The following is a 25,917-nucleotide window of genomic DNA, read 5'->3' on the forward strand; positions in this document are numbered from 1 at the left end:
CGGGGCCCGACCGCAGCCCGGGTGAATCGTCAGTTCAGACTTTCCACTTGTCCAGCAATTGCGCCGGGCGCATGCTGTCGTAGCTTTCGAAGGGCTGGTGGATCCAGGGGTTGGTGGGCAGGAACTCCACCGAGTAGTCGGGCGTGAAGACCGACACCGCCTTGGTCCAAATCACTGCGCTGCGCAGCTCGGTGATGGGCGGGTAGTTGTTCTTGAGCAGATCAATCACCGCCTTGAGCGTGTGGCCGGAATCGGCCAGGTCGTCCACCAGCAGCACGCGGCCGGCGATTTCGCCCTTGGGCGTGGTGATGTAGCGCGCAATGTCCAGGGTGCCCTGCACCTTGCCCGCCTCGGCCCGATACGAGCTGGTGGACATGATGGCCAGGGGCTTGTCGAAAATGCGCGAGAGGATGTCGCCCGGGCGCATGCCACCACGTGCCAGGCACAGAATGGTGTCAAAGGCCCAGCCAGACTGGTGCACCTTGATGGCGAGTTTCTCGATCAGGTTGTGGTACTCGTCGTACGAGACGTAGAGGTGTTTGCCGTCTTCGGTGAGCATGCAGACTCCGGGTCGGGAATGTCGTTCAATGGTGCCCCAGCAGGTCGCGGGGCCCTTACGGAATTACCCGTGGTACGGGTGGTGCAACAAAATCGTGTGATCGCGATCGGGGCTGGTGGACACCACGTGGATCGGCACGCCGGTGGTTTCCTCGATGCGCTGGAGGTAGCGCCGGGCATTGGCCGGCAAGTCTTCATAGCGCGTCACGCCCACCGACGACTCGGTCCAGCCCGGCAGGGTTTCGTAAATCGGTTCGCAGCGGGCGATCTCGTCAGCACCCATCGGCAGGATGTCAATGACTTCGCCATCGAGCTTGTAGCCCGTGCACAGCTTGAGCTCTTCCAGACCATCGAGCACGTCCAGCTTGGTGATGCACAGACCCGACAGGCCGTTCACCTGCGCCGAGCGCTTGAGCAGCGCGGCGTCAAACCACCCACAGCGGCGCGAACGGCCGGTGGTCACGCCCTTCTCGGCGCCCACGGTGGACATGTGCCAGCCCGGGGTGCCTTCCTTTTCCCATTCCAGTTCGGTCGGGAAGGGGCCGCCACCCACGCGGGTGCAGTAGGCCTTGGTGATGCCCAGCACGTAGTGCAGCAAGCTCGGGCCCACACCCGCACCAGCGGCGGCGTTGCCGGCCACGCAGTTGCTGGAGGTGACGAAGGGATAGGTACCGTGGTCCACGTCGAGCAGCGTGCCTTGCGCGCCTTCGAACAGCAGATTGACGCCAGCCTTGTGGGCCTCGTTCAACTCGCGCGAGACGTCGGCGATCATGGGCTTGAGCTGCTCGGCCTGGGCCATCGCCTCGGCGTACACCGGCTCAAACTGGATGGCGCCGTCTTTCATGTACGGCGCGATCTTGTCGTCCCACGCCATGTCGGCCGAGTGCAGGTAGGTGGTGAGCAGGTGGTTGTGCAGCGACAGCAGCTCGCGCAGCTTGGCCGCGAAACGCTCGGGGTACTTCAGGTCTTGCACGCGCAGGGCGCGGCGGGCGATCTTGTCCTCGTAGGCCGGGCCGATGCCGCGACCGGTGGTGCCGATCTTCTCGGTACCGGCCTTCACCTTGGCCGCCTCGCGGGCGATGTCGATGGCGGCGTGGAAGGGCAAGATCAGCGGGCAACCTTCGCTCACCCGCAGGCGCGAACGCACCTCGACCCCGGCCTTTTCCAAACCGGCGATCTCTTCAAACAGCTTGCCCACCGACAGCACGACGCCGTTGCCGATGTAGCACTTCACACCGGCGCGCATGATGCCGCTGGGAATCAGGTGCAGCGCGGTCTTCACGCCATTGATCACCAGGGTGTGGCCCGCGTTGTGTCCACCTTGGAAACGCACCACGCCCTGGGCGGTTTCGGTCAGCCAGTCCACCAGCTTGCCCTTGCCTTCGTCACCCCACTGGGTGCCGACCACCACCACGTTGCGCCCGGGGGTTGCGGCGCTGCTCTTGTTCGTCATGTGCGAAGTTCCGTTCAGAGTTTTCGTACCGTCCAGGCGCCGGAGCGGGCCACATCAGGCACCAGTTCCCGGTCGCAATGGAATTCATCGACCTGATGGTCGTGGCCGGGCAAGGCACAAACCACGGCGTGGCCCTGTGCGCGCAGCGCGGCAATGGCCTCACGCAGGCCCGCGTCCGTGCCCCAAGGGGCGCGAATGGCCGCCACCAACGGGCGCGGGGCCACGGCAGCAACCAGTTCCTTCAAGTCCAGGCTGAAGCCAACGGCGGGGCGCTTGCGGCCAAACACCGCACCCACCTCGTCGTAGCGACCACCGCGGGCCAGGTCGATCGACCGACCACCACATTGCGCAAACAGCGCAAAGCGCATGCCGGTGTAATAGGCATAGCCGCGCAGGTCGGCCAGGTCGATGGACACGTTCATGCCCGAGACATGGGCAGCCAGCCAGGCCAGATTGTCCAGAGCGCTGTGCAAGGCGGGCGATGGCGTGAGGGTGCGACGGGCCTCGTCCAGCACCGACAGGTCACCGAACAGGCGCGGCAGGGCCACCAGGTCACGGCGCACGGCCTCGGGCAAGTCGCTGGCGAGCGACTTCAGCTCGGGCACGTCTTTGCAGGCCAGGGCCGTGTGAATGCGAGACACCGTGGCAGATGGCAGCTTCACCGGCGCCAGCACGGCATCGATCACGCGCACGTCGGCCAAATCGAGCTGTACCTGCTGGACGCCGGCCACGGCCACACAGGCTTGGGCCAGCTCGATGATTTCCAGATCGGCCTCCAACCCGGCGTGGCCGTAAATCTCGGCGCCAAACTGCAGGGGCTCACGGCTCGCGCCGGGACGGTCGGTGCGGGTGTGGACCACCGGGCCGCAGTAGCTCAGTCGGGCCACGCCCTGGCGGTTGAGCAGGTGTGCGTCAATGCGAGCGACCTGCGGGGTGCTGTCGGCGCGCAGGCCAAGGGTACGGCCAGAGAGTTGGTCGACCAGCTTGAAGGTGTGAAGACCCAACGCTTCGCCCGTGCCGGTGAGCAGCGATTCCAGGTGCTCCAGCAGAGGCGGCATCACCAACTCGTAGCCGTAGCCCCGGGCGGTATCGAGCAAGCTCCGACGAAGTTCTTCGATGTGCCGCGCTTCAGACGGCAAGACATCGGCGATGTGATCCGGAAGGACCCAGGCAGACATGGGATTCGGGGGAGGCTGTTAAAAACGCGATTCTACCGGGACCGGCTGACGGCCCCGTGAATGGGCCTCGACCGATCAGGCGAAGAACCAGACGACAAGCAGGCCAAAGGCCACGCTCATCAGGCCAAAAAAGCGAATCTGGCCGTCCTGCAATTGCAGGATCTGGGAGAACACGTGGCGCCAGCCGCGCGGCGACACCAGGGGCAAAAAGCCCTCGAAGACGAGGACCAGCCCCAGTGCCAGCCACCAGGCGTCGGACATGGCGCCTGAGGCGTTCAGCGGCCCGCGGCAGCACCGCTGCTGCGCATGGCCTTGAAGAAGTCAGACGACGGGTCTACCACCATCACGTCGCCCTTGCCATTGAAGGTGGCCTTGTAGGCGTCGAGGCTGCGGTAGAACTGGGCAAATGCCGGGTCTTGACCGAAGGCGGCCGAGAAGGCGGCCGCCGCCTTGGCGTCGCCCTCGCCCTTCACGCGCTGGGCATCCCGGTAAGCCTGCGAAATGATGACCTCGCGCTGACGGTCGGCGTCGGCACGAATTTTTTCGCCTTCGGCAAAGCCGGTGGAACGAAGCTCGTTGGCCACGCGCTTGCGCTCGGCCTCCATGCGCTGGTACACCGAGGCCGTGATGGACTCTGCGTAGTCCACCCGGGTCACCCGCACATCGACCACGTCCATGCCCCAGGGCTGATTGGCGCTGTTCACGGCCGACAGCACCTCTCTCTTGACCGCTTCCATCACCTCTTCCCGACGGGCAGACAGGAGTTCCTTAAGGGTGCGCTTGTTCACCTCTTGCTGGAACGAGTTGCGCACCACGCGGTTGAGCTGCAGGGCGCCAGCGCGCTCGTTCACGCCCACGTTGCGGATATACGCCTGCGGGTCGCTGATGCGCCAGCGAACGTACCAGTCGATGACGACACGCTGCTTTTCGGCGGTGAGCATGGGATCGGTGTCCACGCTCTCCAGCGTCAGCAGGCGCTTGTCAATGTAGGAAACGTTCTGAAAAGGGGGCGGCAACTTGAAGTTCAGGCCCGGCTCGGTGACCACCTGTTTGATCTGCCCGAGTTGGAAGACCACGCCGAACTGGCGCTGATCGACCACGAATAGCATGGAACTGGCAATGGCCAGCGCCACGATCACGGAGGTAATGGTGAAACCCAGTTTGTTCATGTGCACTGCTCTCTGGCTCGGCTAGGTCGATCAGCGGGATTCGCGCTCACGCGAACGGGCGCTGTCGTTGGCGCTGCGGGCCGGTGTCGGGGCGGTGATGGGGGCCGCCGGTGCGGCACCCGTCGACGCGGTGGGTGCCTTCGCGGCGCCTTCCTGGGCCGTCATCTGCATCAGCTTGTCCAGCGGCAGGTACAGCAGGTTGGAGCCCGCCTTGGTGTCGACCAATACCTTGGTCACGTTGGAGTAGATCGAGGCCATGGCGTCGGTGTACATGCGATCGCGCGTGACCTGAGGCGCCTTCTTGTACTCGGCCAGCACCGAGCTGAAGCGCTGGGCATCACCTTCGGCCTGCGCCACGATGCGCGCCCGGTAGCCTTCGGCCTCTTCCATCAGGCGCGACGCCGCGCCGCGGGCGCGGGGCACCACGTCGTTCGCATAAGCCTCGGCCTCGTTCTTGGCGCGCTCGCGCTCTTGTCCGGCCTTGAGCACGTCGTCAAAAGCGGCCTGCACCTGCTCGGGCGGACGCACACCGCCTTGCTGGAGGTTGATGCCCACCACCTCAATGCCCACCTTGTAGCGGTCAAGGATGTTCTGCATCAGGGTGCGCACGCGCGGGGCAATCTGGTCGCGTTCTTCGGCCAGGGCTGCGTCCATCTTCATCTTGCCCACCACCTCGCGCACGGCGGTTTCAGCGGCTTTCACCACCGCCAGGTCCGGGTCACGGCTTTCGAAGAGGAAAGCGCGCGCGTCGTTCAGGCGGTACTGAACCGCGAACTTGATCTCCACGATGTTCTCGTCTTCGGTGAGCATGGCCGACTCGCGCAGGCCGGTGGCCGGCACCACGTTGTCACGCCCAACGTCCACCGAACGAATCTGGGTGACGAACACGGTTTCGTGGCGTTGCACCGGGTACGGCAGACGCCAGTTGAAGCCTGCCCCCACGGTGCTGTGGTAGCGGCCGAACTGGGTGATGACGGCCTGCTGGCCTTCCTGCACGATGAAAAAGCCGGTGCCCAGCCAAATGAGCAAAGCCACGCCGGCAATCAGTCCCACCCCCACGCCGGTGGCCTTGGGGTTGGGGTTGAAGCTGGGCATGCCGCCTTGTCCGCCCCCATTGCCGCCGCCCTGCCCGCCGCGGCCCTTGTTGCCGAACAGGCCACCGAGCTTGCGGTTGAAGTCGCGCCAGAGCTCGTCCAGGTCTGGCGGCCCCTGGTTGGGGCCCTGGCCTCGGGGCGGGCGCTGCTGCGAGCGGTTGTCATCGCCCTGACCCTCGTTGCGAGGCGGCTCATCGCCACGCCCCCAGCGCGGATCGTTCAGGTTGAACACGCCGAACGCATTGCGCCAACTGCGCGCCTTGTGCGAACGATTCGTCGCGCCGGCCGGTCGAGCGGGATTTTGCCAATTCACATCCATGGGTAGACGGCTCTTTTCAATTCAAAACGACATTGTGCCCAATCAGACCAAAGGGTTCCCCTGCTCAGGGTCAACCGTGGGGCCATTGGCATCGATTGGTGGCAAAGTCTGCACCACGCGCTGCGCCAGCAGGGCGCGCAGTGCGGGCAATCCCTCACCGGTATGGGCACTGAGGTAGAGACGAGGTACCGCAACACCATCGACCTCCAGCGTGTCTTGCGTGCGCACCGGCCTGCGCTCAGCCTCCATGGCGTCCAGCTTGTTGAACACCAGGATCTGCGGCACATGGTCTGCGCCGATCTCGTGCAAGACCTGCATCACCGACTGGATCTGCTCCGGGTGGTCGGGGTTTGAGGCATCGACCACGTGCAAAAGCAGATCAGCGTCAGCGGCCTCTTGCAAAGTGGCGGCGAAAGCGTCAACCAGGCCGTGGGGTAGATCCCGGATGAAACCCACCGTGTCAGAGAGGGACACGGAGCGCCCGGCTTCACCGAGGTAAAGCTGGCGGGTGGTGGTGTCCAGGGTGGCGAACAATTGGTCAGCCGCATAAGTGCGCGCCTTGACCAGCGCATTGAACAGCGAACTCTTGCCGGCGTTGGTGTAGCCCACCAAGGAGATGTTGAAGGCGTCACGGCGCTCGCGTTGACGGCGCTGGGTGGCACGCTGCTTCTTCACCTTTTCCAGGCGCTCTTTGGTCCGCTTGATGGCCTCGCCAATCATGCGACGGTCCAGCTCGATCTGGGTCTCGCCAGGGCCGCCACGCATGCCGATGCCACCGCTTTGGCGCTCCAGGTGAGACCAGCGGCGCACCAGGCGGGTGGAGAGGTATTGCAGGCGGGCCAGCTCGACCTGGAGCTTGCCCTCGTGGCTGCGCGCTCGCTGAGCAAAGATTTCGAGGATCAGCAGGGTGCGGTCATTGACAGGCAAACCCAACTGGCGTTCCAGGTTGCGCTGCTGCGCGGGGCTCAGGGCCTGATCGAACAGCACCTCGGTGGCGCCAGTGCTTTGGGCCAACAGCTGGATTTCGTCGGCTTTACCGGAACCCACGAAAAGTGCTGGATCGGGAGCGCGGCGCTTACAGGTCACCCTGCCCGCCACGCGATAACCGGCGGTTTCCGCCAAGAGGCCCAGTTCGAGCAATTCGCCGTCGAAATGGGGCACGCCGAAATCGACCCCGACCAAGACGACAGACGGTGGGGTTCGGGATTGGGTGACGATGGAATTCAAAGGGCAGAGACGTGAGCGGCGCCATCAGGCGCCGCGAAGACCCGGCGATTCACCGGGGAGGAGGAAACAGGACTCAACTGGCAGATTCCTCGGGCGGATTGGCCGAGAACTGCACCGGACGGCCCGGGACGATGGTGGAGATGGCGTGCTTGTAGACCATCTGGGTGACCGTGTTGCGCAGCAGCACCACGTACTGGTCGAAAGACTCGATTTGGCCCTGCAGCTTGATGCCGTTGACCAGGTAGATCGACACCGGCACATGCTCGCGACGCAGTTGGTTCAGAAACGGATCCTGCAAAAGCTGGCCTTTGTTATTGCTCACGATATGCTCCGTGTTCAATGGAAGTTGATGAGGGGCAGACCTTACCACACCGTCGCCTCCGAGGACCTGACAGGGCGATTCATTCGTCCTTGTAGGGATTCTCGGAGGTGCGGAACTCGATGCGCAGGGGCGTGCCCACCAAATTGAAAGCCTTGCGGAAGCGCCCTTCCAGGAAGCGGCGATAGACCTCGGGCACGTGCTCCAGCGAATTGCCGTGGATCACGATCACGGGGGGATTCATGCCACCTTGGTGGGCGTACCGCATCTTCGGACGATACATGCCGCCCTTGGGCGGCGCCTGGAATGCCACCGACTCCTGCAACAGGCGAGTGAGCAAGGGCGTGGGCATCTTGCGCATGGCCGAGGCATGGGCTTCCGCGATCGATTTCCACAGCGGCCCCAGACCCTGGCGCTTGGCCGCCGAGATCAGGTGCAGAGAGGCGAATTTCAGGAAAGCGAGCCGAGTTTCGATCTGGCGCTCCACCTGTTGGCGCTGGTAGGCGTCCACCGCGTCCCACTTGTTCACGGCCAGCACCACGGCGCGGCCGCTCTCCAGAATGTAGCCAGCGATGTGGGCGTCTTGATCGGTGACGCCCTGGGTCGCATCGAGCAGCAGCAGCACCACATGGGCGTTTTCAATGGCCTGCAGCGTCTTCACCACCGAGAACTTCTCGATCGCCTCAAACACACGGCCCTTGCGCCGAATGCCCGCAGTGTCAATCAGCTCGAACTTCTGACCGTTGCGCTCGAAGGGCACCGAAATGGCATCGCGGGTGGTACCCGGCATGTCGAAGGCCACCAGGCGCTCTTCGCCCAGCCAGGCGTTGATGAGCGTGGACTTGCCCACGTTGGGCCGCCCCGCCACGGCCAAGCGAATCACGTCGTTGGGCGCCGGCTCTTCTTCTTCGTCTTCGGGCGGCAAACCGGGAATGGCCTCCAGCGCCTTCTCCAGCATGGAGCGCACGCCCTGGCCATGGGCGCTGGACACCGGCAACACCTCGCCCAGGCCCAGTTCAAAAAATTCGACCAACTGCAGGCCTTGCGTCATGCCCTCGGCCTTGTTGGCCACGAGCACGCAGGGCTTGCCCAGGCGACGCAGGTATTGCGCGATCTCGTGGTCTTGCGCGCTCAGGCCGGCGCGAGCATCGACCACGAAGATGACCACATCCGACTCGGCAACGGCCTGGCGAGTCTGCTTGGCCATTTCGCGGTAGATGCCCTCGCTGGCGTCGGGCTCAAAACCGCCGGTGTCGATGACGATGTACTCGCGACGGCCGACCCGGCCGTTGCCATAGTGCCGGTCTCGGGTGAGGCCAGCGAAGTCGGCCACGATGGCATCGCGCGAGCCCGTCAGCCGATTGAACAGGGTGGACTTGCCCACGTTGGGCCGGCCCACCAGGGCGATGACGGGTTTCACGATTGCGGGTCTTTCTTTTGTCGAATCACTGTGGGCGCCAAGCGTACAGCCCACCATTGCGGGTCTGCACCACCAACGCATCGCCGGCCAGCACAGGCTGGACCAGCACGGGAGAGCCATCGGTGCTCAGTCGGGTCATTTCGCTGCCATCCTCGCGCGAAACAAGGTGCACCAGGCCTGTGTTGTCACCCACGGCGACCACGCGCCCCAGCGCCAGAGGCGCGGACAACTCGCGGTGCTTGAGGCGCTCGATGGTCCAGGCCGACTCGCCGCTGTCACGGCGCCAAGCCACGAAGCGGCCATCGCTTTCGCTGCCGAACAGCAAGCGGTCGTCGCCGTGCACACCGGTGGTGCCCTGTGCGGGCTTGGTCCACACGGGGGTACCGCGCGAGGCATCCACGCAGCCCACCACGGCCCCATAAGCGCGGGCACAGACGCTGGCGCCCAGGCGGGCCAAGGGGCCGACGATGTCGACCAGGCGCTCGATTTCGTTGGTGCCGCGCGGGCTGGCCACCGGCACCTCCCAGCGCACGGCACCGTTGTCGGGGTTGAAGCCCGCCAGTCGACCGGACACGCCAGCCACCAGCGAGTCGCCAACGGCCAGCAAGGCACCTGGCTGGTTGAGCACCAACGGATCGGCCGGGCGCGTGGTGGTCCACAGACGAGCACCGTTGGCGCTGTCGTAGGCCGAAATTGACCGATCGGCCGTGAGCACGAACACACGCTTGCCGGCGACCAGGGGCGCGGTGAAGCTGCGGGCGTTCAAGCGAACTCGCCACACTTCACGTCCGTCGCGAAGGGCCACCAATTGGTTCTCGCGGGTCACCACGGCAGCGGTTTCGCCATCGCTGCCCACACCGGCCGCCAAGGGCGTGTTTAGCTCGGCGCGCCAGGCCACCACGCCCGAGCTTGCGTCTAGCGCCACGACCGAGCCCGAAGCCGAAGCAGCCCAAACGCGACCACCCGCCACCAGAGGTTGCAGGCCGGCATGGCCGGCGCCCACCTGGGCAGACCAGATAAGGCTCGTGCCCATGAGGTTGGCCACTGGTGCAAGCGGCGCCGGCTGCGGCGCCTTGGGAGAGGAAGAGCAAGCCGCCAGCGCGCCAACGGCTGCGGCCATCACGAAGGCGCCCACCGCGCGACGGGCGATCATTGCTTATCTCCCACAGACTTGTTCACGCCGAGCGAGGCCAGCTTCACCTCGACCAGGCGGCGGTACTCATTGTCGGGCGTCAGCCCTGACCAGGCTTTTTCGTACTGGGCCTTGGCCTCATCGGCCTTGCCCTGCACCATGAGGACATCGCCACGGCGATCGGCCACCAGGGGCTCGAAGGACGCGGGCACCTTGCCATCAAGCGCCTTCAGGGCTTGCTCTGGGTTCTTGGCGTCAAGCTCCAACGCCGCCAGGCGCAGGCGGGCCACCGCCACGTAGGCGTCGTCTTTGCTGTTGGCCAACACCCAGGACAACGCGGCCTTGGCCTTGTCGGCCTGGCCGGCTTCCATGTGCACCTTGGCCGCCAGCAAGGCGCTCTGCGCCGCGTAGGTGGTGCCGCCAAAGCCCGTCTGCATGTCGCTCAGCGTTTGTTCGAGCCGGTTGCTGTCCTTGGCGCTGGCGGCCTGCTCGACGGCGTCATACAGGGCCGCCGCCTTGGCGGCCTGGGTTCGCTGCCAATAGTTCCACCCGTTCCAGGCGGCAATGGCACCGAAGACCACTATCAACACCCAACTGATGAGATTGCCGTACTTGGCCCAGAAATGTTTGAACTGGTCGAGCTGTTCCTGCTCTTCAAGGTCGAGATGGGTGGCCATGGAAAGTGCAGACTAAAAAGGAACGGGGATTGTAGGGGCCGGCCCATTGGCCGAGCCGGGCTCAACGAGACAAGAGGCGCGCCGCAATGGCTTCAAGATCGGCCAGGGGGCAAATGGCCTGCTCGCTGCCGCCGCGGTCACCCCGCAGGGGCTTCACCGCCACCGCTCCCTGGGCCAGCTCTTGCTCGCCAAAAATCAGGGCAAAACGCGCACCGCTGCCATCGGCTTTCTTGAACTGGGACTTCATGCTGCCCATGCCCTCGGCGCCCGCCGCGTGCATCAGCACCTGCACACCTCGCTGGCGCAGGCCGCGCAACACCGGCATTACCTGCGGCACCGCGGCCACGTCGGGCACCACCGCGTAGGCATCAGGAGCGGGGGCCTCCGGCAAGAGGCCTTGCTCCTTGAGCAGTTCCAGGATTCGCTCCATGCCCAGCGCCCAACCCACCGCCGGCGATGCCTTGCCACCGATCTGCTCGAACAGGCCGTCATAGCGCCCGCCGGCGCACACCGTGCCCTGTGAGCCCAATTGGGTGGTGACGAACTCGAACACCGTGAGGTTGTAGTAGTCCATGCCGCGCACCAGGCGCGGGTTGATGCGGTAGCCGATGCCGTGGGCATCGAGCAGGGCCTTCAGGCGCTCGAAGTGCGCCAGCGACTCGGCGCCCAGGTGGTCCATCAGGCGCGGGGCCTCGTTGACCAGGTCTTGCATCGCCGGGTTCTTGGTGTCCAGGATGCGCAGCGGGTTGCTGTGCAGGCGGCGCTTGGCGTCTTCGTCGAGCTGCTCGGCGTGGGCCTCCAGGTAGGCGATGAGTGCCTGGCGGTGGGCCAGGCGCTCGGCCGGCTGGCCCAGGCTGTTGATTTCCAATTCGATGCCTTGCAGGCCCAATTCCGCCCAGAGATCACTGGCCATCACGATCAGTTCGGCATCCACATCGGGGCCAGCAAAGCCCAGCGCCTCGGCGCCAAACTGGTGGAACTGGCGGTAGCGGCCGCGCTGCGGGCGTTCGTGCCGGAACATCGGGCCCATGTAATAGAGGCGCTTGGGCCCGTCGTACAGCAGCGAGTGCTCAAGGGCAGCGCGCACCACGCCGGCGGTGTTCTCCGGGCGCAGCGTGAGCTGCTCACCATTGAGACGGTCTTCGAAGGAGTACATCTCCTTCTCGACGATATCGGTCACCTCGCCCAGACCACGCACAAAGAGCGCGGTGGGCTCCACGATGGGCGTGCGCAGGTTGCGGTAACAGTAGCGCTGCATCAGCGTGCGCAGCTTGTCTTCGAGCCACTCCCAGTTCGCAGACTGCGGAGGGGCAATGTCGTTCATGCCTTTGACGGCGGTGAGTTTGTCGGCCATGGAAACGTCGGGTTCAGGCGTTGGCGCCGAACCGCTTTTGGATGTAGTTGTCGACGATGGTCTGGAATTCGCGGGCGATGCCCTCGCCACGCAGCGTCATGGCCTTCTGGCCATCGATGAACACCGGTGCGGCAGGGGCCTCACCGGTGCCGGGCAGGCTGATGCCAATGTCGGCGTGTTTGCTTTCGCCTGGGCCGTTCACGATGCAGCCCATGACGGCGACCTTCAGGCCCTCGACACCGGGGTAGCGCTCACGCCATGCCGGCATGGAGGCGCGCAGGTAGTCGTCGATCTGCTTGGCGAGCTCCTGGAAGGTGGTGCTGGTGGTGCGGCCACAACCCGGGCAAGCCGTCACGGCCGGCACAAAGGTGCGCAAGCCCAGGGCCTGCAGAATTTCGAGGCCCACCACCACTTCCTGGGTACGAGACTCGCCCGGCTGAGGCGTAAGCGAGATGCGAATGGTGTCGCCAATGCCTTGCTGCAGCAGCACCGAGAGCGCGGCAGTGGACGCCACGGCACCCTTGGTGCCCATGCCAGCCTCGGTGAGACCGAGGTGCAAGGCGTAATCGCAGCGCTGGGCCAGGGCCTGGTACACAGCGATCAGGTCCTGCACGGCGCTCACCTTGCAAGAGAGGATGATGTTCTCGCCCGGCAGACCAAGTTGCTCGGCACGTTGCGCCGAACCGACGGCAGACGTAATGAGCGCCTCGTACATCACCTGCTTGGCGTCCCAGGGCTGGGCGCGCTGGGCGTTTTCGTCCATCAGGCGCGCGAGCAGGTCTTGGTCAAGGCTGCCCCAGTTCACGCCGATGCGAACGTGCTTGCCATGCCTGGCCGCAATCTCGACCATCTGCGCAAACTGCCGATCGCCCTTCTCACCGCGCCCCACGTTGCCGGGGTTGATGCGGTACTTGGACAGCGCCTCAGCGCAGGCCGGGTGGTCGGTGAGCAGGCGATGACCGTTGTAGTGGAAGTCGCCAATCAGCGGCACCGGCACGCCCATGCGGTCAAGTTGCTCGCGGATGTAGGGCACGGCCTTGGCCGCTTCGTCGTTGTTCACCGTGATGCGCACCATCTCGGAGCCGGCTTGGGCCAACTCTTTGACCTGGATGGCGGTGGCCACGGCGTCGGCCGTGTCGGTGTTGGTCATGGACTGCACGCGCACCGGGGCGTTGCCGCCCACGGTGACCTCGTGGCTGCCCCAGCGGATCACCCCCTGGCGGGTGCGGCGCACCGGCGTCTCGAACAGGGGCACAGGCGTGCAGCCGACAGGCGTGACAAGGGTATCGCTCATGGTCACTTCACCTCGAAGCGGGCCACGCTGTTGCGTACGTAAGGGGTGAGGTCGAACGCGCGGCCACGCACCTTCACCTCGGCGCCGTCGGCGCGCCCCAGCAACACCGAATACGTGGCCGGTTCGGCAAACTCCGCCGATTCGCCGGCCTTGAGCATGCGCTTGGTCAGCACCACGCCCCCCGGGCTGGTGACTTCAAGCCAAGTGTCGGCCTTGGTGGAGATGAGCAAGGTAGGCGTGCCACTGGCTGCGGCGGCAGGCGGGGTCACCGGCGTGGTTACCGCAGGCGCAGGCGCAGCAATGGCAGCGGGCGCAGCCGGCACCACAGCCGTGGCCGGCTGCGAAGCAGGCGGCTGGGTGGGCTCAATGGGAACGGTGGCTGACACAGGCGAAGCCGCCATCGGCAGCGTTTCCGTGACGGTGCCGGGCGCGGCGGCGGGCACGGGCTCCTGCGAGGGCGCGGGCTCTTCTGCAACGGCGACAGGTGGCATGACCGGGGTGGTGGTCTGGGAGCCGATGCTGGGCATGAACACGATCACCACCGCCCCCAGCAACAGGGCAATGGCCACCAGCACGGCCGGACGGGACAGCCAGCCCCACGGCGATGAAGCGGGTTCGTCATTGCCGGGTTTGAACGGGGCGTTGATGGCGCCCACCTGGTCAAGGGCGGCCACCGTCTTGTGGGGAATCTGGGCCAGCACCGGTGCCGGGTCCACCTTCAGGTGACGGCAGGCACTGGAGGCCAGCGCCCGCGCAAAGGTAAGGTCTGGCAACTCGTCGTATCGGCCGGCCTCCAGGGCTTCAAGCTTGCGCACAGGCACCTTGAGCGACGCGGCAAGGGCCGCAATGTGCAGGCCAGCCGCCTCGCGGGCTTGGCGAAGTAGCTCAGGGGCGACGGGAAAAGCCTCTGGCTGGGGGGTCACGTCAGTCATTGAAAGCGCCTCGTTGGTAGGCGGCCCACTCTTGGGAATCGGGGAAACGGCGGCTCAGTTGGTCGGCAAGCTGTTGCACCACGGCCTGGTTGCCCAGTCGGCGCTCCACCCGGATGCCCAGCCAAAGGGTCTCAGCGTTGGCGAACTGCGAGTTGTTCACCCGGCGAATGGTGAACTGGGAGCGGGTGAGCTCGCCGCGGCGGAACTGGAGGCTGGCCAGGTTGTACGCGGTGATCGGGTTGCCGGGGTCAAGCTCGTATGAGCGGGCCAGGCTGGCCTCAGCGTCTTCCAGCCGGCCCGCCCGAACCTGGCAGACACCTTTGGCCAGCAAGGTTCGGCTTTGGCCGCCGTACGTGGCGGTGGCCAGGGCACGATCGAATTGCTCGATCGCCTGCGCATAGCGCCCCTGCTCACAGGCGAAGAGTCCGTAGTTGTGCAGGGCGTCCGGGTCTCGCGGGTTGAGTGCGATGGCACGCTGAAAGCTCTCTTCGGCCAGGCGGCTGTCGTTCAGGCGCATGTAGACCAAACCGCGAAGCACATAAGCCATCGGGTAGGTGGGATCGGCCGCCAGCGACAGCTTGATCTCATCCAGCGCCACCGTGGTTTGGCCCTGCTCGAAATAACTGGCCGCCAACTCCAGGCGAATGCGCGCACGGCGACGGGCATCGGGCTCGTCCGAGGCGGTGATGGGCTCACCGCGCGAGGTGTTGGTGGCGGATGTGGCCACCGGCTGTTGCGCGCAACCGGTCATCAGGACCGCCATTGCCACCGACCCCAGGGCCGCCCAGGGAACGAACCGCTGCACGGTCGAGTGCCGCGTCTGCTGCTCGCACAGAGGTGTCGTCATGCAGGCCTTTCTGGTCGGATGATTCGGATCGGTGCTTCGCGGCGCTGGGCCATGCGCTGAGCGGCATTGGTGCGATCAAGCACATCGCCGGCCAACTGGCCGCAGGCGGCATCAATGTCGTCACCCCGGGTCTTGCGGATGGTGGTCACCACCCCACCCTCGTTCAAGATCTGGCCGAAACGCTGCACCACCGCGCGGGGGGAGCACTTCAGACCGGAGTCGGGGAACGGGTTGAAGGGAATGAGGTTGATCTTGCACGGCACGCCGCGGCCGCCATGGGTCTTGACCAGGTGCAAAAGCTCTCGGGCGTGCTCTGGCGTGTCGTTCACACCGTCAAGCATGCAGTACTCGAAGGTGATGAAGTCGCGCGGGGCGTGTGGCAGGTAGCGCACGCAGGCGTCGAGCAGCTCGGCGAGCGGGTACTTGCGGTTCAGCGGCACCAGCTGGTCCCGAAGCGGGTCATTGGGCGCATGCAAGGACACGGCCAGGGCCACCGGGCAGTCCTGGGCCAGGCGGTCCATCATGGGAACCACGCCCGAGGTGGAGACCGTCACGCGACGGCGCGAAAGACCATAACCGTGGTCATCCAGCATGACGCGCAGCGCCGGTACCAGGGCACTGTAGTTCTGCAGCGGCTCACCCATGCCCATCATCACCACGTTGGTGATGACGCGGTCAGTTCGCTTGAGGTGTTGGCGCAGGAAAAATTCGGCTTGCCACAGCTGGGCCAGGATTTCACCCGTGGTGAGGTTGCGCGAAAAGCCTTGGTGCCCGGTGGAGCAGAAACGGCAGCCCACGGCACAGCCCGCCTGGGAGGACACGCAAAGCGTGCCCCGGTCGTCTTCGGGAATGAACACCGATTCCACGGCGTTGCCCCCACCCACATCAAACAGCCACTTGATGGTGCCGTCGGCCGAATCCTGGCGCGACAACACAGGCAAAGTGTTGAGGGTGGCAGCAGACGGCAGCTTCTCACGCAGGCTGCGCGCGAGGTCCGTCATGCGGGAAAAGTCGGATTCGCCCTTCTGGTGAATCCAGCGAAACAGTTGGACGGCGCGAAAGCGCTTCTCGCCCAACTGCTCGCAAAACGCGGTCAGGCCATCAAGGTCGAAATCAAAGAGGTTGACCGTCATGGGGCCGTGACCGGCGCGCTGTTTCAGCGCGAGTAAACGTTCATGCCGGGGAAGAAGAAGGCCACTTCCACAGCCGCGTTTTCAGCAGAATCCGAACCGTGCACGGCGTTGGCGTCGATGCTGTCGGCGAAGTCGGCGCGGATGGTGCCCTTGTCGGCCTTCTTGGGATCGGTGGCGCCCATCAGCTCGCGGTTCTTGGCAATGGCGCCCTCACCTTCCAGGGCTTGGATCATCACCGGGCCGCTGACCATGAAATCCACCAGGTCCTTGAAGAAAGGACGCTCTTTGTGCACGGCGTAGAACTGCTCGGCTTCGGCGCGCGACAGGTGGGCCATCTTGGCGGCCACGATCTTCAGGCCGGCGGCCTCGAAGCGGGCGTAAATCTGGCCAATCACGTTCTTGGCGACGGCGTCGGGTTTGATGATCGAGAGGGTGCGTTCGATGGCCATGTTGGTCCTGAAGTTTTGATGGAAATTCAATGGGTTGCGCACGATTGCGCAGAGCCCGCAATTCTACAACGCGAGTGAGGCGCTTACCGGCTACCGCCGCGTCCGCCACCCCCACCGCTGCCACCGCGCCGCCGCCCCCCGGGCGCACCTTCCTGCTTGCGCTGGCGCTGAAGCGCGTCCTGACCGATGTAGCCGTAACTGGTCTTCATCGGGTCAGGCTGGCCCGCGGAAGTTCCCGGCTTGCCTGGGCCCTTGCCACGCCGGGGCGCTGGCGCCTCATCCACCAGTCGCGGGCGGGCGGGACCGCGCCCCACCTTGGCGCCCCCCTTGCCGCGGCCCACGGGCTGGCGCGCGGCCGGGCCGCTGCGCGGCCCCCTGGTGCGCTGCTCATCCAGCGCCGCCATGCCGGCCGCCGCGGTCAGACGGGCAATGTCGCGCTCGTCCAACTCCAGCCAAGCGCCCCGCTTGAGCCCACGCGGCAGCATCACGGCCCCGTAGCGGATGCGGATCAGGCGGCTAACGGCGTGCCCGACGGCTTCGAACATGCGGCGCACTTCGCGGTTGCGGCCCTCGGCAATGGTGACGCGGTACCAGCAGTTGGCCCCCTCGCCACCGCCGTCTTCGATGGACGCGAATTGCGCCGGGCCATCGTCGAGCTGTACACCATCCAGCAGGCGCTGTTTTTCTTCCTTGGACAGGGCGCCAAGCACACGCACCGCGTATTCGCGCTGCAACCCAAAGCGCGGGTGCATCAGGCGGTTGGCCAGCTCACCCGAGTTGGTGAGCAGCAGCAGGCCTTCGGTGTTGAGGTCAAGTCGACCCACCGACTGCCACTTGCCCTGCATCAGCCGAGGCAGGCGGCGGAACACGGTGGGCCGGTTTTGGGGATCGTCGTGGCTGACCACTTCGCCCGCGGGCTTGTGGTAGGCCAGCACACGGGGCGGCGGGGGCGTCATGCGCACGCGCACCGGCTGGCCATTGACCTTGATCACGTCGCCGTACTGGATGCGCTGGCCCACGTGGGCCGGCTCACCGTTGACGGAAATGCGTCCCTCCAGAATCAGTTGCTCCATCTCCAGGCGCGAGCCCATGCCGGCCTGGGCCAGCACCTTGTGCAGCTTGGGCGAATCGGCCTGCGGCGCCAGCACGCGCTTGGTGGGCAATGCGGGCGATGCCTCGTCGGCTTGCTCGGCGTCGAAGGCGCCGCTGACGACGTCGTCGAAGCGCAGGGCTTCTTCGGCACCGGTGTGTGCCGCGGCAGGTGCCTCTTCAGGCACCTCAGGGTTGTGGTGGGGTCGGGGTGCCGTTGTCATGGGATTCATCAAATAAGGTAAGGGTTGCGTCGTCGGCAGGCGTGGCCTGCACGGGTGGCGCTTCGTTGGCCGGCTCAGTGGCGTCGGCGACCTCGCCCTCGCCCTGCAGGCGCTGGGACAGCGATTCAAAATCCAGCGTGCCCAGGGCCGATTCCTGCACTTCGCTGGCCTCAAGTGGCGGGAGCTGGTTCAGCGAAGCCAGGCCGAGGTCATCCAGGAACTGGCGGGTGGTGGCGAACAGCGCCGGCCGCCCCACCGTCTCGCGATGGCCGATCACCTCGATCCAGCCCCGGTCTTCCAATTGCTTGAGGATGAGCGAGTTGATGGTGACACCACGGATGTCCTCCATGTCACCCCGCGTCACCGGCTGGCGGTACGCGATGATGGCCAGTGTTTCCATGGCCGCCCGCGAGTACTTCGGCGGTTTCTCAGGGTGGAGGCGGTCAAGGAAGGGGCGCATTTCGGGGCGGCTCTGGAAACGCCAGCCCGAGGCCACGGACACCAGCTCCACGCCCCGACCGGTCCACTCTTTTTGCAGCTCGGCCAGGAGCATCTTGAGGGTGTCGGCCGACACTGCCTCGTCGAACAACGCCCCCATCTCGCGCACCGTCAGTGGCTGGGAGGCGCAGATCAAGGCCGTCTCGAGGACACGCTTGGCATCCGTGGTGTTCATGGTCTGGCTCGGTCTAGGGCCGGCGACACGCCGGAACGAGGGAGAGGGTGCAGCCCCGAGAGGGGGCCGGAAGGGCAGCGTGGCCGCCGGCTGGGAGCGCCCGGCGAGCGTGTCAGCCGATCAGGCCGTCTCCGGGATTGGGCGGATTGTAATGGAGCCCCCCTGTTTTCAGGGCCTCGGAGAAATCGGCAGGTGGTTCGCGCCAGAAAGACAGTGGCTGGCCGCCAACAGGGTGCAACAGACGCAAATGCGCCGCGTGCAGGGCCTGGCGCTGCATGCCCCAAAGGCGTCGGCCGCCGTAAACGGCATCCCCCACCAATGGGTGGCCAAGCGACGCCATGTGCACGCGGATCTGGTGCGTGCGGCCGGTGTGCAGTTTGCAGGCCACCAGACAGGCCTGATCGTTGCCATCCAGCAGCCGAAGGGTGCTTTGGGCGGGCTTGCCGCCCGTGCGCAGGCCCGCCATGCGCAAGCGGTTCTGCGGGTCGCGACCGATGGCCAGGTCCACCTCTCGCTGAGCCTCGCCCCGCCAGGCGCCCTGCCCCAGCGCCAAGTATTGGCGGTTCACCTCTCGCGCGGCGATGGCACGCACCAGGGCATCCATGGCCGCGCGGCTCTTGGCCACCAGCATCAGGCCCGAGGTGTCTTTGTCCAGCCGGTGCACGATGCCGGCCCGGGGCAGCTGAGCCGCCGCGGCGTGGTGCGCCAACAGGCCATTGAGCATCGTGCCCGACCAATGGCCCGCCGCCGGGTGCACCACCAGGCCTGCGGGCTTGTCGATGACCAGCAAGTGCTCGTCTTCGTGCACCACCGCCAGGGCCATTGGCTCGGGCACGAAGGCCATGGCCTGGGGCGTGGGCCGCAACTCCACCGCGCAGGCGTCGCCGGCGCTCACCTTGGTGGCCGACTTGGTGCAGGCGCGTCCGCGCAGCGTCACCGCACCATCGGCCACGAGCTGCTGCAGCCAGGACCGAGAGAAACCTTGCACCAGGGCCACCAGAGCGCGGTCCAGGCGCCAGCCGTGCATCTCTGCCGGCACAAGCAACGAACGAACCTCGCCCTCTGCATCGCCCAGCCACTCTTCGCCCGCCTCGGGCTCGGGGCCTGACGTGCCCGTCGATATACTTTGCGTTTCCAAACCGTTGTTCCGTCGCTGAGGTGCGCCTGTGAAATTGAGCTTGAGATTATCGGCCGTGGCCCTGGGTGCCCTGACCGTGGCGCTGACGCTGTCTGGCTGTGGCAGCACTCCCGTGGTGGACGAGACAGCGGGCTGGAGCCCCAACAAGCTCTACACCGAGGCCACGGAAGAGCGAAATGCCGGCAATTTCGAGCGCTCGGCCACGCTGCTGGAGAAGCTTGAAGGGCGCGCCGCCGGCACGCCGCTGGCCCAGCAAGCCCAACTTGACAAGGCCTACACGCACTACAAGGCCTCCGAGCCGGCTCAGGCGTTGGCCGCCCTGGACCGCTTCCAACGCCTGCACCCGGCCAGCCCGGCCATGGACTATGCGCTCTACCTGCGCGGCCTGGTGAACTTCAACGACAACCTAGGCCTGTTCGGCGCGCTGGCCCGCCAAGACCTGTCCGAACGCGACCAGAAGGCCGCCAAGGAATCGTTCGAGGCTTTTCGCGAGCTCATCACCCGCTTCCCAGAATCGAAGTACGCCCCCGACGCTTCGGCGCGCATGACGTACATCGTGAACTCGCTGGCGCAATACGAGGTGCACGTCGCCCGCTATTACTTCAGCCGCGGCGCCTACTTGGCCGCCATCAACCGCGCTCAGTCTGCCCTGTCCGAGTACAAGGACGCACCCGCGCTGGAAGAGGCCTTGTTCATTCTGGTGCGGTCGTACGACGCCCTGGGCATGACCCAACTGCGCGACGACGCCCAGCGCGTGATGAAAGCCAGCTACCCCAACAGCGAGTACCTGGCACAGGGCTTCAAGAAAAAAGACGAGCCGTGGTGGAAGGTCTGGTAAGCACCAGATCGTCCAGTTCGGCCGCCAAGGCGGCTTCGTCTTCCAGCCAACGCATGGGCGGCAAGGCCGCCAGCAGGCTTGGCCCGTAAGAGCGCGACAGCAATCGCCGGTCGCCAATCACCAACACACCGCGGTCAGTCTCGCTGCGGATCAACCGCCCCGCCCCCTGCTTGAGCGCCATCGCGGCGTCGGCCAGTGTCACCGCGGCAAAGGCGTTGTCTCCCCGTGCGCTTGCCATTTCCAGGCGCCCACTCACCACCGGGTCATCTGGCGGAGCGAAGGGCAGCTTGTCAATGACCAATAGCTGCAAGGCATCGCCGGGCAGGTCTACCCCTTCCCAGAACGAGGCCGACGCAATGAGCACAGACGGGCCTGCGCTGGAGTCCCGAAAGCGCTCCAGCAACTGCCGGCGCGAGGCCATACCCTGGGCCAGAACCCGCATAGCAGACCCCTGCCCTTCGCCCTGCATCAGGGCGTCGGCCATTCGCCGAGCCGCCCGCAAGGTGGTGGTCAGCACCAGTGTGCGGCCTTGGAGTTGCGCCGCCCATTGCGCCACCTTGGCGGCCAGGGCGGGCGTGTGCGAAGCATCGGCTGGATCGGGCAAGTCAGGGGGCACATAGACCGCCGCCTGACGGGCATGATCGAAGGCACTCGGCACGCGCAAGGTCTGCAGCCCGGCCCAGGTGTCGAGTCCCACCGAGTGGGTAAACCACGACAGGCTGTCGTCGTGCCCCAGCGTCGCGGACGTGAACACCCATTGCCGGGCATTCTGCTGGTCATGCAGGCGTTCGGCGAACAAGGCCGCACTATTCACGGGCGTGGCGGCCGCCATCCATTGGCGCCCGCCCTCCCAAGACACCCAGCGCACGAACCCCGGTGCGGCGGCCTCGCCCGCCAACACCCGCCAATCGCGCCGGAGGGCTTGGCACCGCGCCCACAGTCGATTCAAAGCTGGCGCGTGCTCGGCAATGGCGGCCAGCGCGTCTTCGGCTGCACCCAGGGCCTGGTCCAGGCCAAGGGCCAGCGGGTGCCAGCACAGCGCCTCAACGCCATCTGGCACGCCGGTGCGCCATGGCACGCGACCATCGGCGCCCTTGGCGCCCTGTCCTGCTTGCGCAATGCCCCGGGCCGCCTGCTCAAGCCCCAGAGCGAGCGCCGACCAGGGGCGCCAGCCTGACGCCAGCAGTGGCCCCTGTGTGGCCAGGTCACTGGCCAGCGCCCGCAGACGCCCCGAGCTCACCCGCCGCCCCAGAAATCCCTGCGCGGCGTCGTCCAAGTGGTGCGCCTCATCGAAGACCACTACCTCGGCCTGGGGCACCAGCGAGGCCACGCCGGTTTCCCGCAGCTCCAGGTCGGCCATGAAAACGTGGTGATTGATGACCACCCAGTCGGCCTGCAGGGCCTGCTCGCGCGCCCGGTTGACGTGGCAGCCAGCGGCCTGGGCACAGGCACTCCCGAGGCAATTTTCCCGGGTGGAGGTCACCATCCGATGCCAGGGTGAGCGCTCGTCCAGCCCGGGCACTTCGGCCAGATCGCCCGTGCGCGTCACCGCCGCCCAGCGCTGCAGGCGCTCAAGTGCCACACCCTGTCGAGGGTCGCGGCCAGCCGCCCCACTCTGCTGGCACAGAGCCAAACGGTGCAGACAAAGGTAGCTGGAGCGGCCTTTGAGCAAGGCCACGCGCACCGGCAAGCCAAGGGCCGCCGTCACCGCGGGAATATCGCGATGAAAAAGCTGGTCTTGCAGCGCCTGTGTGGCGGTGGACAGCAGAGCGCGCTTGCCGCTGAGCAAGAGGGGCACGAGGTAGGCATAGGTCTTGCCAACGCCGGTACCTGCCTCGACAGCCACGCTTCCGCGCTGCTCCAACACATGGGCCACTGCCCGGGCCATGGCCAACTGGCCAGGCCGCTCCCTGAGCGCCGCCTGGGCGCGCGCCATCGCACCGCCTGGTGACAAGGCACGGCAGACCGTATCGCCAAGCTCAGACACGGGCATTCCTGGGGGAAATGATGGCGAGTACCATTGCGGGCATTCTCCGTCTGCCTAACACCACAGCACATTCATGGCCAAAGGCTTTCGCATCCAGGCGTCCACCGGCATTCACCGGGGCGACCGAGACTACCAACAAGATCAGGTCAGCTTGCTGAGCCACGCTCGCCACAAGGGCTGCCTGCTCGCGGTGCTGGCCGACGGCATGGGCGGGCGCAGCGGCGGGCGCAAGGCCTCTGACCAGGTGATGATGACGGCCAAGCAACTGTTCGACCGCTTCGATCCTGACACCGATGACCCCGTCAGCCTGCTCAAGCGCATCGTCGAAGAAGCGCACATTGTCATCAAGCTCACCGCCGTGTCGGCCGAGCAAGAGCCGCACAGCACCATAGCCGCTTTCATCGTGATGCCAAGTGGTGAGAGCCATTGGGCGCACGCGGGCGATTCGCGCATCTACCACTTCCACCAAGGCAAGCTGGTGAAGCGCACGCTGGACCACTCGTATGTTCAGAGCCTGATCAACCAGGGCGAGCTCACCGAACAACAGGCACTGGACCACCCCCACGCCAACATCCTGATGGGTTGCCTGGGCACTGAGAACGACCCACCGGTGGACTTGCACATGGTGCCGAAGCTGGAAGCGGGCGATACCTTGCTGGCCTGCAGTGACGGTCTGTGGCACTACTTCTCGCCCGAAGAACTGGCCAGCACGGTGGCCATGCTCACCCCGCGCGAGGCCTGCGAATTCCTGATCCAGAAAGCGCGCACCCGCGCGCGCGGCGCGGGTGACAACCTGTCGCTGGTGATCGTGAAGTTCGACCCCATCCTTTGAGGGAAAGGGGCCTGGCGCCTGGCAGGCCCAGCACCCCTTTGGCATCAGGTCAGCCCGGTGTCCACCAACCGGTGCTCCAAATCAAGGAATTCCTGCGACTGCATCTCGTTGAGGCGAGACACGGTGCGCGGAAACTCGTGCGACATGGGCCCTTCCAGGTAAAGCTGCTCAGGCGGCACGGCGGCCGACATGACCAGCTTGCATCGGCGGTCATAGAGCACGTCGATCAACCAGGTAAAGCGCCGCGCCTCTGATGCCTGCCGCACCGACATCTGCGGCACGTTGGAGAGCAACACCGTGTGGAACTCACTGGCGATTTCCAAGTAGTCGTTCTGCGAGCGCGGACCGCCGCACAGGGTGCGGAAATCGAACCAGATGACCCCACCGGCACGGCGCACAGCGCGTATCTGGCGGGCCTCGATGGTCATCACCGGGTCTTGGTCAGCCACTTCAGCGAGTTCGTTGAAGGTGGCCTCCAGCGCCGCATCGGCCTCGGGGCCAAGGGGGCAGTGGTAGAGCTGGATGTGGTTAAGCGTGCGCCGACGGTAGTCGGTGCCGTTGTCCACGTTGATGACTTCCAACCGGTCTTTCAGCAGCTCAATCGCCGGCAGGATGCGATCGCGGTGCAGCCCGTCCGGGTAGAGCCCGTCAGGGTGGAAGTTCGACGTGGTCACGAAACCCACACCCGCCTTGAACAAGGCGTCCAACAGGCGGTGCAGGATCATGGCGTCGGTCACGTCGGCCACGTGGAACTCATCGAAGCAGATGAGCTTGTAGCGCTTGGCGATGCGCGCACCCAGCTCGTCCAGCGGGTTCACCGTGCCTTGCAGGTCGCGCAGTTCGCGGTGCACCTCACGCATGAACTCGTGGAAGTGCAGTCGTGTCTTGCGCTTGATCGGCACCGCCTGGTAGAAGCAGTCCATCAGGAAGCTCTTGCCCCGCCCCACGCCCCCGAACATGTACACGCCGCGGGGAATGTCAGGGCGGTTGAAGAGCTTCTTCACCGCGTTGGAGCGCTTCTGCTTGTAGGCGGCCCACTCGGCCGCACACCGCTCCAGCGCGTCAATGGCACGCTGCTGGGCGGGGTCGGTGGTGTAGCCGCGCTCAATCAGCGCGGCCTCGTAGGTGCTGCGAACGCTCAAGGCCAGGGGCTCAGAAGTTGAGCGTGCGCTTGTCCACGGCCAGCGCGGCTTCCTTGGTGGCTTCCGACAGCGATGGGTGCGCGTGGCAGATGCGGGCGATGTCTTCGGCGCTGGCCTTGAACTCCATGGCGACCACGGCTTCAGAAATCAGCTCAGAGGCCATCGGGCCCACGATGTGCACGCCCAGGATTTCGTCGGTGGTGGCATCGGCCAGGAACTTCACCATGCCGGTGGTGTCGCCCAGGGCGCGAGCGCGGCCGTTGGCCAGGAAGGGGAAGGTGCCGGCCTTGTAGGCGACGCCATCGGCCTTGAGCTGCTGCTCGGTGCGGCCCACCCAGGCGATCTCGGGGCTGGTGTAGATGACCCAGGGGATGGTGTTGAAGTTGACATGCCCGTGCTGGCCGGCAATGCGCTCGGCCACGGCCACGCCCTCTTCCTCGGCCTTGTGCGCCAGCATGGGGCCACGCACCACGTCGCCCACGGCCCAGACGCCCGGCACGTTGGTGCGGCAGTCGGCGTCCACCACGATGGCGCCGCGCTCGTCGAGCTGCAGGCCCACGGCTTCGGCGTTCAGGCCGTTGGTGTTGGGCACGCGGCCGATCGACACGATGAGCTTGTCGGCTTCCAGCGTCTGGGCTTCGCCCTTGGCGTTGGTGTAGGCCACGGTCACGCCCTTCTTGCCGGTCTTGACCTCACCGACCTTCACGCCCAGTTCGATCTTCAGGCCCTGCTTGTCAAAGGCCTTCTTGGCTTCCTTGGCGATCTGCTCGTCCACCGCGCCCAGGAAAGTGGGCAGGCCTTCGAGAATGGTGACCTCGGCGCCTAGACGGCGCCAGACCGAGCCCATTTCCAGGCCGATCACGCCCGAGCCGATCAGCGCCAGCTTCTTGGGCACGGCACCGATGCGCAGGGCGCCGTCGTTGGACAGCACGGTCTCTTCGTCAAAGGGCACGCCAGGCAGCGCGCGGGCGTTGGAGCCGGTGGCCACGATCACCTGCTTGCCGGTGATGGTCTCTTCGGTCTTGCCCGCCACCTTCACTTCAAAGCCACCCTCGGCAGCCTTCACGAAGGAACCCCGGCCATGGAAGAAGGTGACCTTGTTCTTCTTGAAGAGGTACAGGATGCCGTCGTTGTTCTGCTTCACCACCGTGTCTTTGCGGCCAATCATCTTGGCCACGTCGATCTTCACGTTGGAGGCGGTGATGCCGTGGTCGGCGAAGTGGTGGTTGGCGTGCTCGAAGTGCTCGCTGGACTGCAGCAGTGCCTTGGACGGGATGCAGCCGACGTTGGTGCAGGTGCCACCCGGTGCGGGGCCGCCTGCGGCGTTCTTCCACTCGTCGATGCACGCGACCTTGAAGCCGAGCTGCGCGGCGCGGATGGCCGCGATGTAACCGCCGGGGCCGGCACCGATCACGACGACGTCAAATGCTTGGGACATG

General features: G+C 65.8%; 25 protein-coding genes. 2 read left to right on the forward strand and 23 right to left on the reverse strand.

Annotation, left to right across the window (positions count from 1 at the left end; translation table 11 throughout):
- Positions 1-34: 34 nt before the first annotated feature.
- From ACE3RQ_RS08855 to ACE3RQ_RS08950, 20 genes are all read right to left on the reverse strand, one after another.
- On the reverse strand, positions 35-559 hold the full coding sequence (locus tag ACE3RQ_RS08855; protein ID WP_374521606.1) for a phosphoribosyltransferase: 525 nt from the start codon (positions 557-559) through the stop codon (positions 35-37).
- Positions 560-622: 63 nt separating this feature from the next.
- A complete protein-coding gene (locus ACE3RQ_RS08860) occupies positions 623-2,011 on the reverse strand; it encodes an adenylosuccinate synthase (protein ID WP_374521607.1) in 1,389 nt (462 codons plus the stop codon).
- A 14-nt stretch (positions 2,012-2,025) separates the two neighbouring features.
- Positions 2,026-3,189 carry an ATP phosphoribosyltransferase regulatory subunit gene (locus ACE3RQ_RS08865; RefSeq protein ID WP_374521608.1) on the reverse strand — a complete coding sequence of 388 codons (1,164 nt, stop codon included), beginning with the start codon at positions 3,187-3,189 and terminating at the stop codon, positions 2,026-2,028.
- A 75-nt stretch (positions 3,190-3,264) separates the two neighbouring features.
- Entirely contained in the window at positions 3,265-3,450 is a 186-nt protein-coding gene (locus ACE3RQ_RS08870) for a DUF2065 domain-containing protein (protein ID WP_374521609.1), read from the reverse strand.
- Between the two features lie 14 nt (positions 3,451-3,464).
- Positions 3,465-4,358: a protease modulator HflC gene (hflC, locus tag ACE3RQ_RS08875; protein ID WP_374521610.1), complete on the reverse strand. Its 894-nt coding sequence runs from the start codon at positions 4,356-4,358 to the stop codon at positions 3,465-3,467.
- 30 nt (positions 4,359-4,388) lie between these two features.
- Positions 4,389-5,684, reverse strand: coding sequence for an FtsH protease activity modulator HflK (gene hflK / locus ACE3RQ_RS08880; protein WP_374521611.1), 1,296 nt, complete (start codon positions 5,682-5,684; stop codon positions 4,389-4,391).
- A gap of 129 nt (positions 5,685-5,813) precedes the next feature.
- Positions 5,814-6,989, reverse strand: coding sequence for a GTPase HflX (hflX, locus tag ACE3RQ_RS08885; RefSeq protein WP_374521657.1), 1,176 nt, complete (start codon positions 6,987-6,989; stop codon positions 5,814-5,816).
- An 82-nt stretch (positions 6,990-7,071) separates the two neighbouring features.
- The gene (hfq, locus tag ACE3RQ_RS08890; RefSeq protein ID WP_374521612.1) at positions 7,072-7,338 is read right to left on the reverse strand and encodes an RNA chaperone Hfq; all 267 of its coding nucleotides are present in this window, start codon (positions 7,336-7,338) and stop codon (positions 7,072-7,074) included.
- A 61-nt stretch (positions 7,339-7,399) separates the two neighbouring features.
- Entirely contained in the window at positions 7,400-8,737 is a 1,338-nt protein-coding gene (gene der / locus ACE3RQ_RS08895) for a ribosome biogenesis GTPase Der (RefSeq protein ID WP_374521613.1), read from the reverse strand.
- A 25-nt stretch (positions 8,738-8,762) separates the two neighbouring features.
- The gene (gene bamB / locus ACE3RQ_RS08900; RefSeq protein ID WP_374521614.1) at positions 8,763-9,890 is read right to left on the reverse strand and encodes an outer membrane protein assembly factor BamB; all 1,128 of its coding nucleotides are present in this window, start codon (positions 9,888-9,890) and stop codon (positions 8,763-8,765) included.
- Positions 9,887-10,546: a YfgM family protein gene (locus ACE3RQ_RS08905; protein ID WP_374521615.1), complete on the reverse strand. Its 660-nt coding sequence runs from the start codon at positions 10,544-10,546 to the stop codon at positions 9,887-9,889. The genes bamB and ACE3RQ_RS08905 overlap by 4 nt, the downstream gene beginning before the upstream one ends.
- 61 nt (positions 10,547-10,607) lie before the next feature.
- The gene (gene hisS / locus ACE3RQ_RS08910) at positions 10,608-11,900 is read right to left on the reverse strand and encodes a histidine--tRNA ligase (protein WP_374521616.1); all 1,293 of its coding nucleotides are present in this window, start codon (positions 11,898-11,900) and stop codon (positions 10,608-10,610) included.
- Between the two features lie 13 nt (positions 11,901-11,913).
- Positions 11,914-13,194, reverse strand: a complete 1,281-nt coding sequence (ispG, locus tag ACE3RQ_RS08915; RefSeq protein ID WP_374521617.1) for a flavodoxin-dependent (E)-4-hydroxy-3-methylbut-2-enyl-diphosphate synthase — start codon at positions 13,192-13,194, stop codon at positions 11,914-11,916.
- 2 nt (positions 13,195-13,196) lie between these two features.
- Positions 13,197-14,126: a helix-turn-helix domain-containing protein gene (locus ACE3RQ_RS08920; protein ID WP_374521618.1), complete on the reverse strand. Its 930-nt coding sequence runs from the start codon at positions 14,124-14,126 to the stop codon at positions 13,197-13,199.
- Entirely contained in the window at positions 14,119-14,973 is an 855-nt protein-coding gene (gene pilW, locus ACE3RQ_RS08925; protein ID WP_374521619.1) for a type IV pilus biogenesis/stability protein PilW, read from the reverse strand. Before pilW ends, ACE3RQ_RS08920 begins: the two co-directional genes overlap by 8 nt.
- Positions 14,970-16,106, reverse strand: coding sequence for a 23S rRNA (adenine(2503)-C(2))-methyltransferase RlmN (gene rlmN, locus ACE3RQ_RS08930; RefSeq protein WP_374521620.1), 1,137 nt, complete (start codon positions 16,104-16,106; stop codon positions 14,970-14,972). The genes pilW and rlmN overlap by 4 nt, the downstream gene beginning before the upstream one ends.
- A 23-nt stretch (positions 16,107-16,129) precedes the next feature.
- The gene (gene ndk, locus ACE3RQ_RS08935; RefSeq protein ID WP_374521621.1) at positions 16,130-16,555 is read right to left on the reverse strand and encodes a nucleoside-diphosphate kinase; all 426 of its coding nucleotides are present in this window, start codon (positions 16,553-16,555) and stop codon (positions 16,130-16,132) included.
- A gap of 83 nt (positions 16,556-16,638) precedes the next feature.
- Positions 16,639-17,877: a pseudouridine synthase gene (locus ACE3RQ_RS08940; RefSeq protein ID WP_374521622.1), complete on the reverse strand. Its 1,239-nt coding sequence runs from the start codon at positions 17,875-17,877 to the stop codon at positions 16,639-16,641.
- Positions 17,834-18,541 (reverse strand): SMC-Scp complex subunit ScpB, encoded by a 708-nt coding sequence (scpB, locus tag ACE3RQ_RS08945; protein ID WP_374521623.1) that lies wholly within the window; start codon positions 18,539-18,541, stop codon positions 17,834-17,836. Before scpB ends, ACE3RQ_RS08940 begins: the two co-directional genes overlap by 44 nt.
- 112 nt (positions 18,542-18,653) lie before the next feature.
- Entirely contained in the window at positions 18,654-19,679 is a 1,026-nt protein-coding gene (locus ACE3RQ_RS08950; protein WP_374521624.1) for an RluA family pseudouridine synthase, read from the reverse strand.
- 28 nt (positions 19,680-19,707) lie between these two features.
- On the opposite strand from ACE3RQ_RS08950, the gene ACE3RQ_RS08955 reads away from it, so the two are divergent.
- Positions 19,708-20,517 (forward strand): outer membrane protein assembly factor BamD, encoded by an 810-nt coding sequence (locus ACE3RQ_RS08955; RefSeq protein WP_374521625.1) that lies wholly within the window; start codon positions 19,708-19,710, stop codon positions 20,515-20,517.
- Here ACE3RQ_RS08955 and ACE3RQ_RS08960 read toward each other — a convergent pair.
- On the reverse strand, positions 20,480-22,504 hold the full coding sequence (locus ACE3RQ_RS08960) for an ATP-dependent DNA helicase (protein ID WP_374521626.1): 2,025 nt from the start codon (positions 22,502-22,504) through the stop codon (positions 20,480-20,482). The two genes, ACE3RQ_RS08955 and ACE3RQ_RS08960, sit on opposite strands and share 38 nt — an antisense overlap.
- 73 nt (positions 22,505-22,577) lie before the next feature.
- Between ACE3RQ_RS08960 and ACE3RQ_RS08965 the strand changes: the two genes are divergently transcribed.
- Positions 22,578-23,336, forward strand: coding sequence for a PP2C family serine/threonine-protein phosphatase (locus tag ACE3RQ_RS08965; protein ID WP_374521627.1), 759 nt, complete (start codon positions 22,578-22,580; stop codon positions 23,334-23,336).
- Between the two features lie 44 nt (positions 23,337-23,380).
- On the opposite strand, the gene zapE is transcribed toward ACE3RQ_RS08965, so the two are convergent.
- Positions 23,381-24,484 (reverse strand): cell division protein ZapE, encoded by a 1,104-nt coding sequence (gene zapE, locus ACE3RQ_RS08970; protein WP_374521658.1) that lies wholly within the window; start codon positions 24,482-24,484, stop codon positions 23,381-23,383.
- A gap of 4 nt (positions 24,485-24,488) precedes the next feature.
- Positions 24,489-25,916, reverse strand: coding sequence for a dihydrolipoyl dehydrogenase (gene lpdA / locus ACE3RQ_RS08975; RefSeq protein WP_374521628.1), 1,428 nt, complete (start codon positions 25,914-25,916; stop codon positions 24,489-24,491).
- Between the last annotated feature and the right edge of the window lies 1 nt (position 25,917).

The sequence above is a fragment of the Hydrogenophaga sp. genome (assembly GCF_041913525.1).
In the GTDB taxonomy this organism is placed as follows: Bacteria; Pseudomonadota; Gammaproteobacteria; order Burkholderiales; family Burkholderiaceae_C; genus Hydrogenophaga.

What these genes read in the sequence shown, in the direction of transcription:
- ACE3RQ_RS08855 (WP_374521606.1), bottom strand. Translation starts at nt 559, where the DNA reads ATGCTCACCGAAGACGGCAAACACCTCTACGTCTCGTACGACGAGTAC.
- ACE3RQ_RS08860 (WP_374521607.1), bottom strand. Translation starts at nt 2,011, where the DNA reads ATGACGAACAAGAGCAGCGCCGCAACCCCCGGGCGCAACGTGGTGGTG.
- ACE3RQ_RS08865 (WP_374521608.1), bottom strand. Translation starts at nt 3,189, where the DNA reads ATGTCTGCCTGGGTCCTTCCGGATCACATCGCCGATGTCTTGCCGTCT.
- ACE3RQ_RS08870 (WP_374521609.1), bottom strand. Translation starts at nt 3,450, where the DNA reads ATGTCCGACGCCTGGTGGCTGGCACTGGGGCTGGTCCTCGTCTTCGAG.
- hflC (WP_374521610.1), bottom strand. Translation starts at nt 4,358, where the DNA reads ATGAACAAACTGGGTTTCACCATTACCTCCGTGATCGTGGCGCTGGCC.
- bamB (WP_374521614.1), bottom strand. Translation starts at nt 9,890, where the DNA reads ATGATCGCCCGTCGCGCGGTGGGCGCCTTCGTGATGGCCGCAGCCGTT.
- ACE3RQ_RS08905 (WP_374521615.1), bottom strand. Translation starts at nt 10,546, where the DNA reads ATGGCCACCCATCTCGACCTTGAAGAGCAGGAACAGCTCGACCAGTTC.
- hisS (WP_374521616.1), bottom strand. Translation starts at nt 11,900, where the DNA reads ATGGCCGACAAACTCACCGCCGTCAAAGGCATGAACGACATTGCCCCT.
- ispG (WP_374521617.1), bottom strand. Translation starts at nt 13,194, where the DNA reads ATGAGCGATACCCTTGTCACGCCTGTCGGCTGCACGCCTGTGCCCCTG.
- ACE3RQ_RS08920 (WP_374521618.1), bottom strand. Translation starts at nt 14,126, where the DNA reads ATGACTGACGTGACCCCCCAGCCAGAGGCTTTTCCCGTCGCCCCTGAG.
- pilW (WP_374521619.1), bottom strand. Translation starts at nt 14,973, where the DNA reads ATGACGACACCTCTGTGCGAGCAGCAGACGCGGCACTCGACCGTGCAG.
- rlmN (WP_374521620.1), bottom strand. Translation starts at nt 16,106, where the DNA reads ATGACGGTCAACCTCTTTGATTTCGACCTTGATGGCCTGACCGCGTTT.
- ndk (WP_374521621.1), bottom strand. Translation starts at nt 16,555, where the DNA reads ATGGCCATCGAACGCACCCTCTCGATCATCAAACCCGACGCCGTCGCC.
- ACE3RQ_RS08940 (WP_374521622.1), bottom strand. Translation starts at nt 17,877, where the DNA reads ATGAATCCCATGACAACGGCACCCCGACCCCACCACAACCCTGAGGTG.
- scpB (WP_374521623.1), bottom strand. Translation starts at nt 18,541, where the DNA reads ATGAACACCACGGATGCCAAGCGTGTCCTCGAGACGGCCTTGATCTGC.
- ACE3RQ_RS08965 (WP_374521627.1), top strand. Translation starts at nt 22,578, where the DNA reads ATGGCCAAAGGCTTTCGCATCCAGGCGTCCACCGGCATTCACCGGGGC.
- lpdA (WP_374521628.1), bottom strand. Translation starts at nt 25,916, where the DNA reads ATGTCCCAAGCATTTGACGTCGTCGTGATCGGTGCCGGCCCCGGCGGT.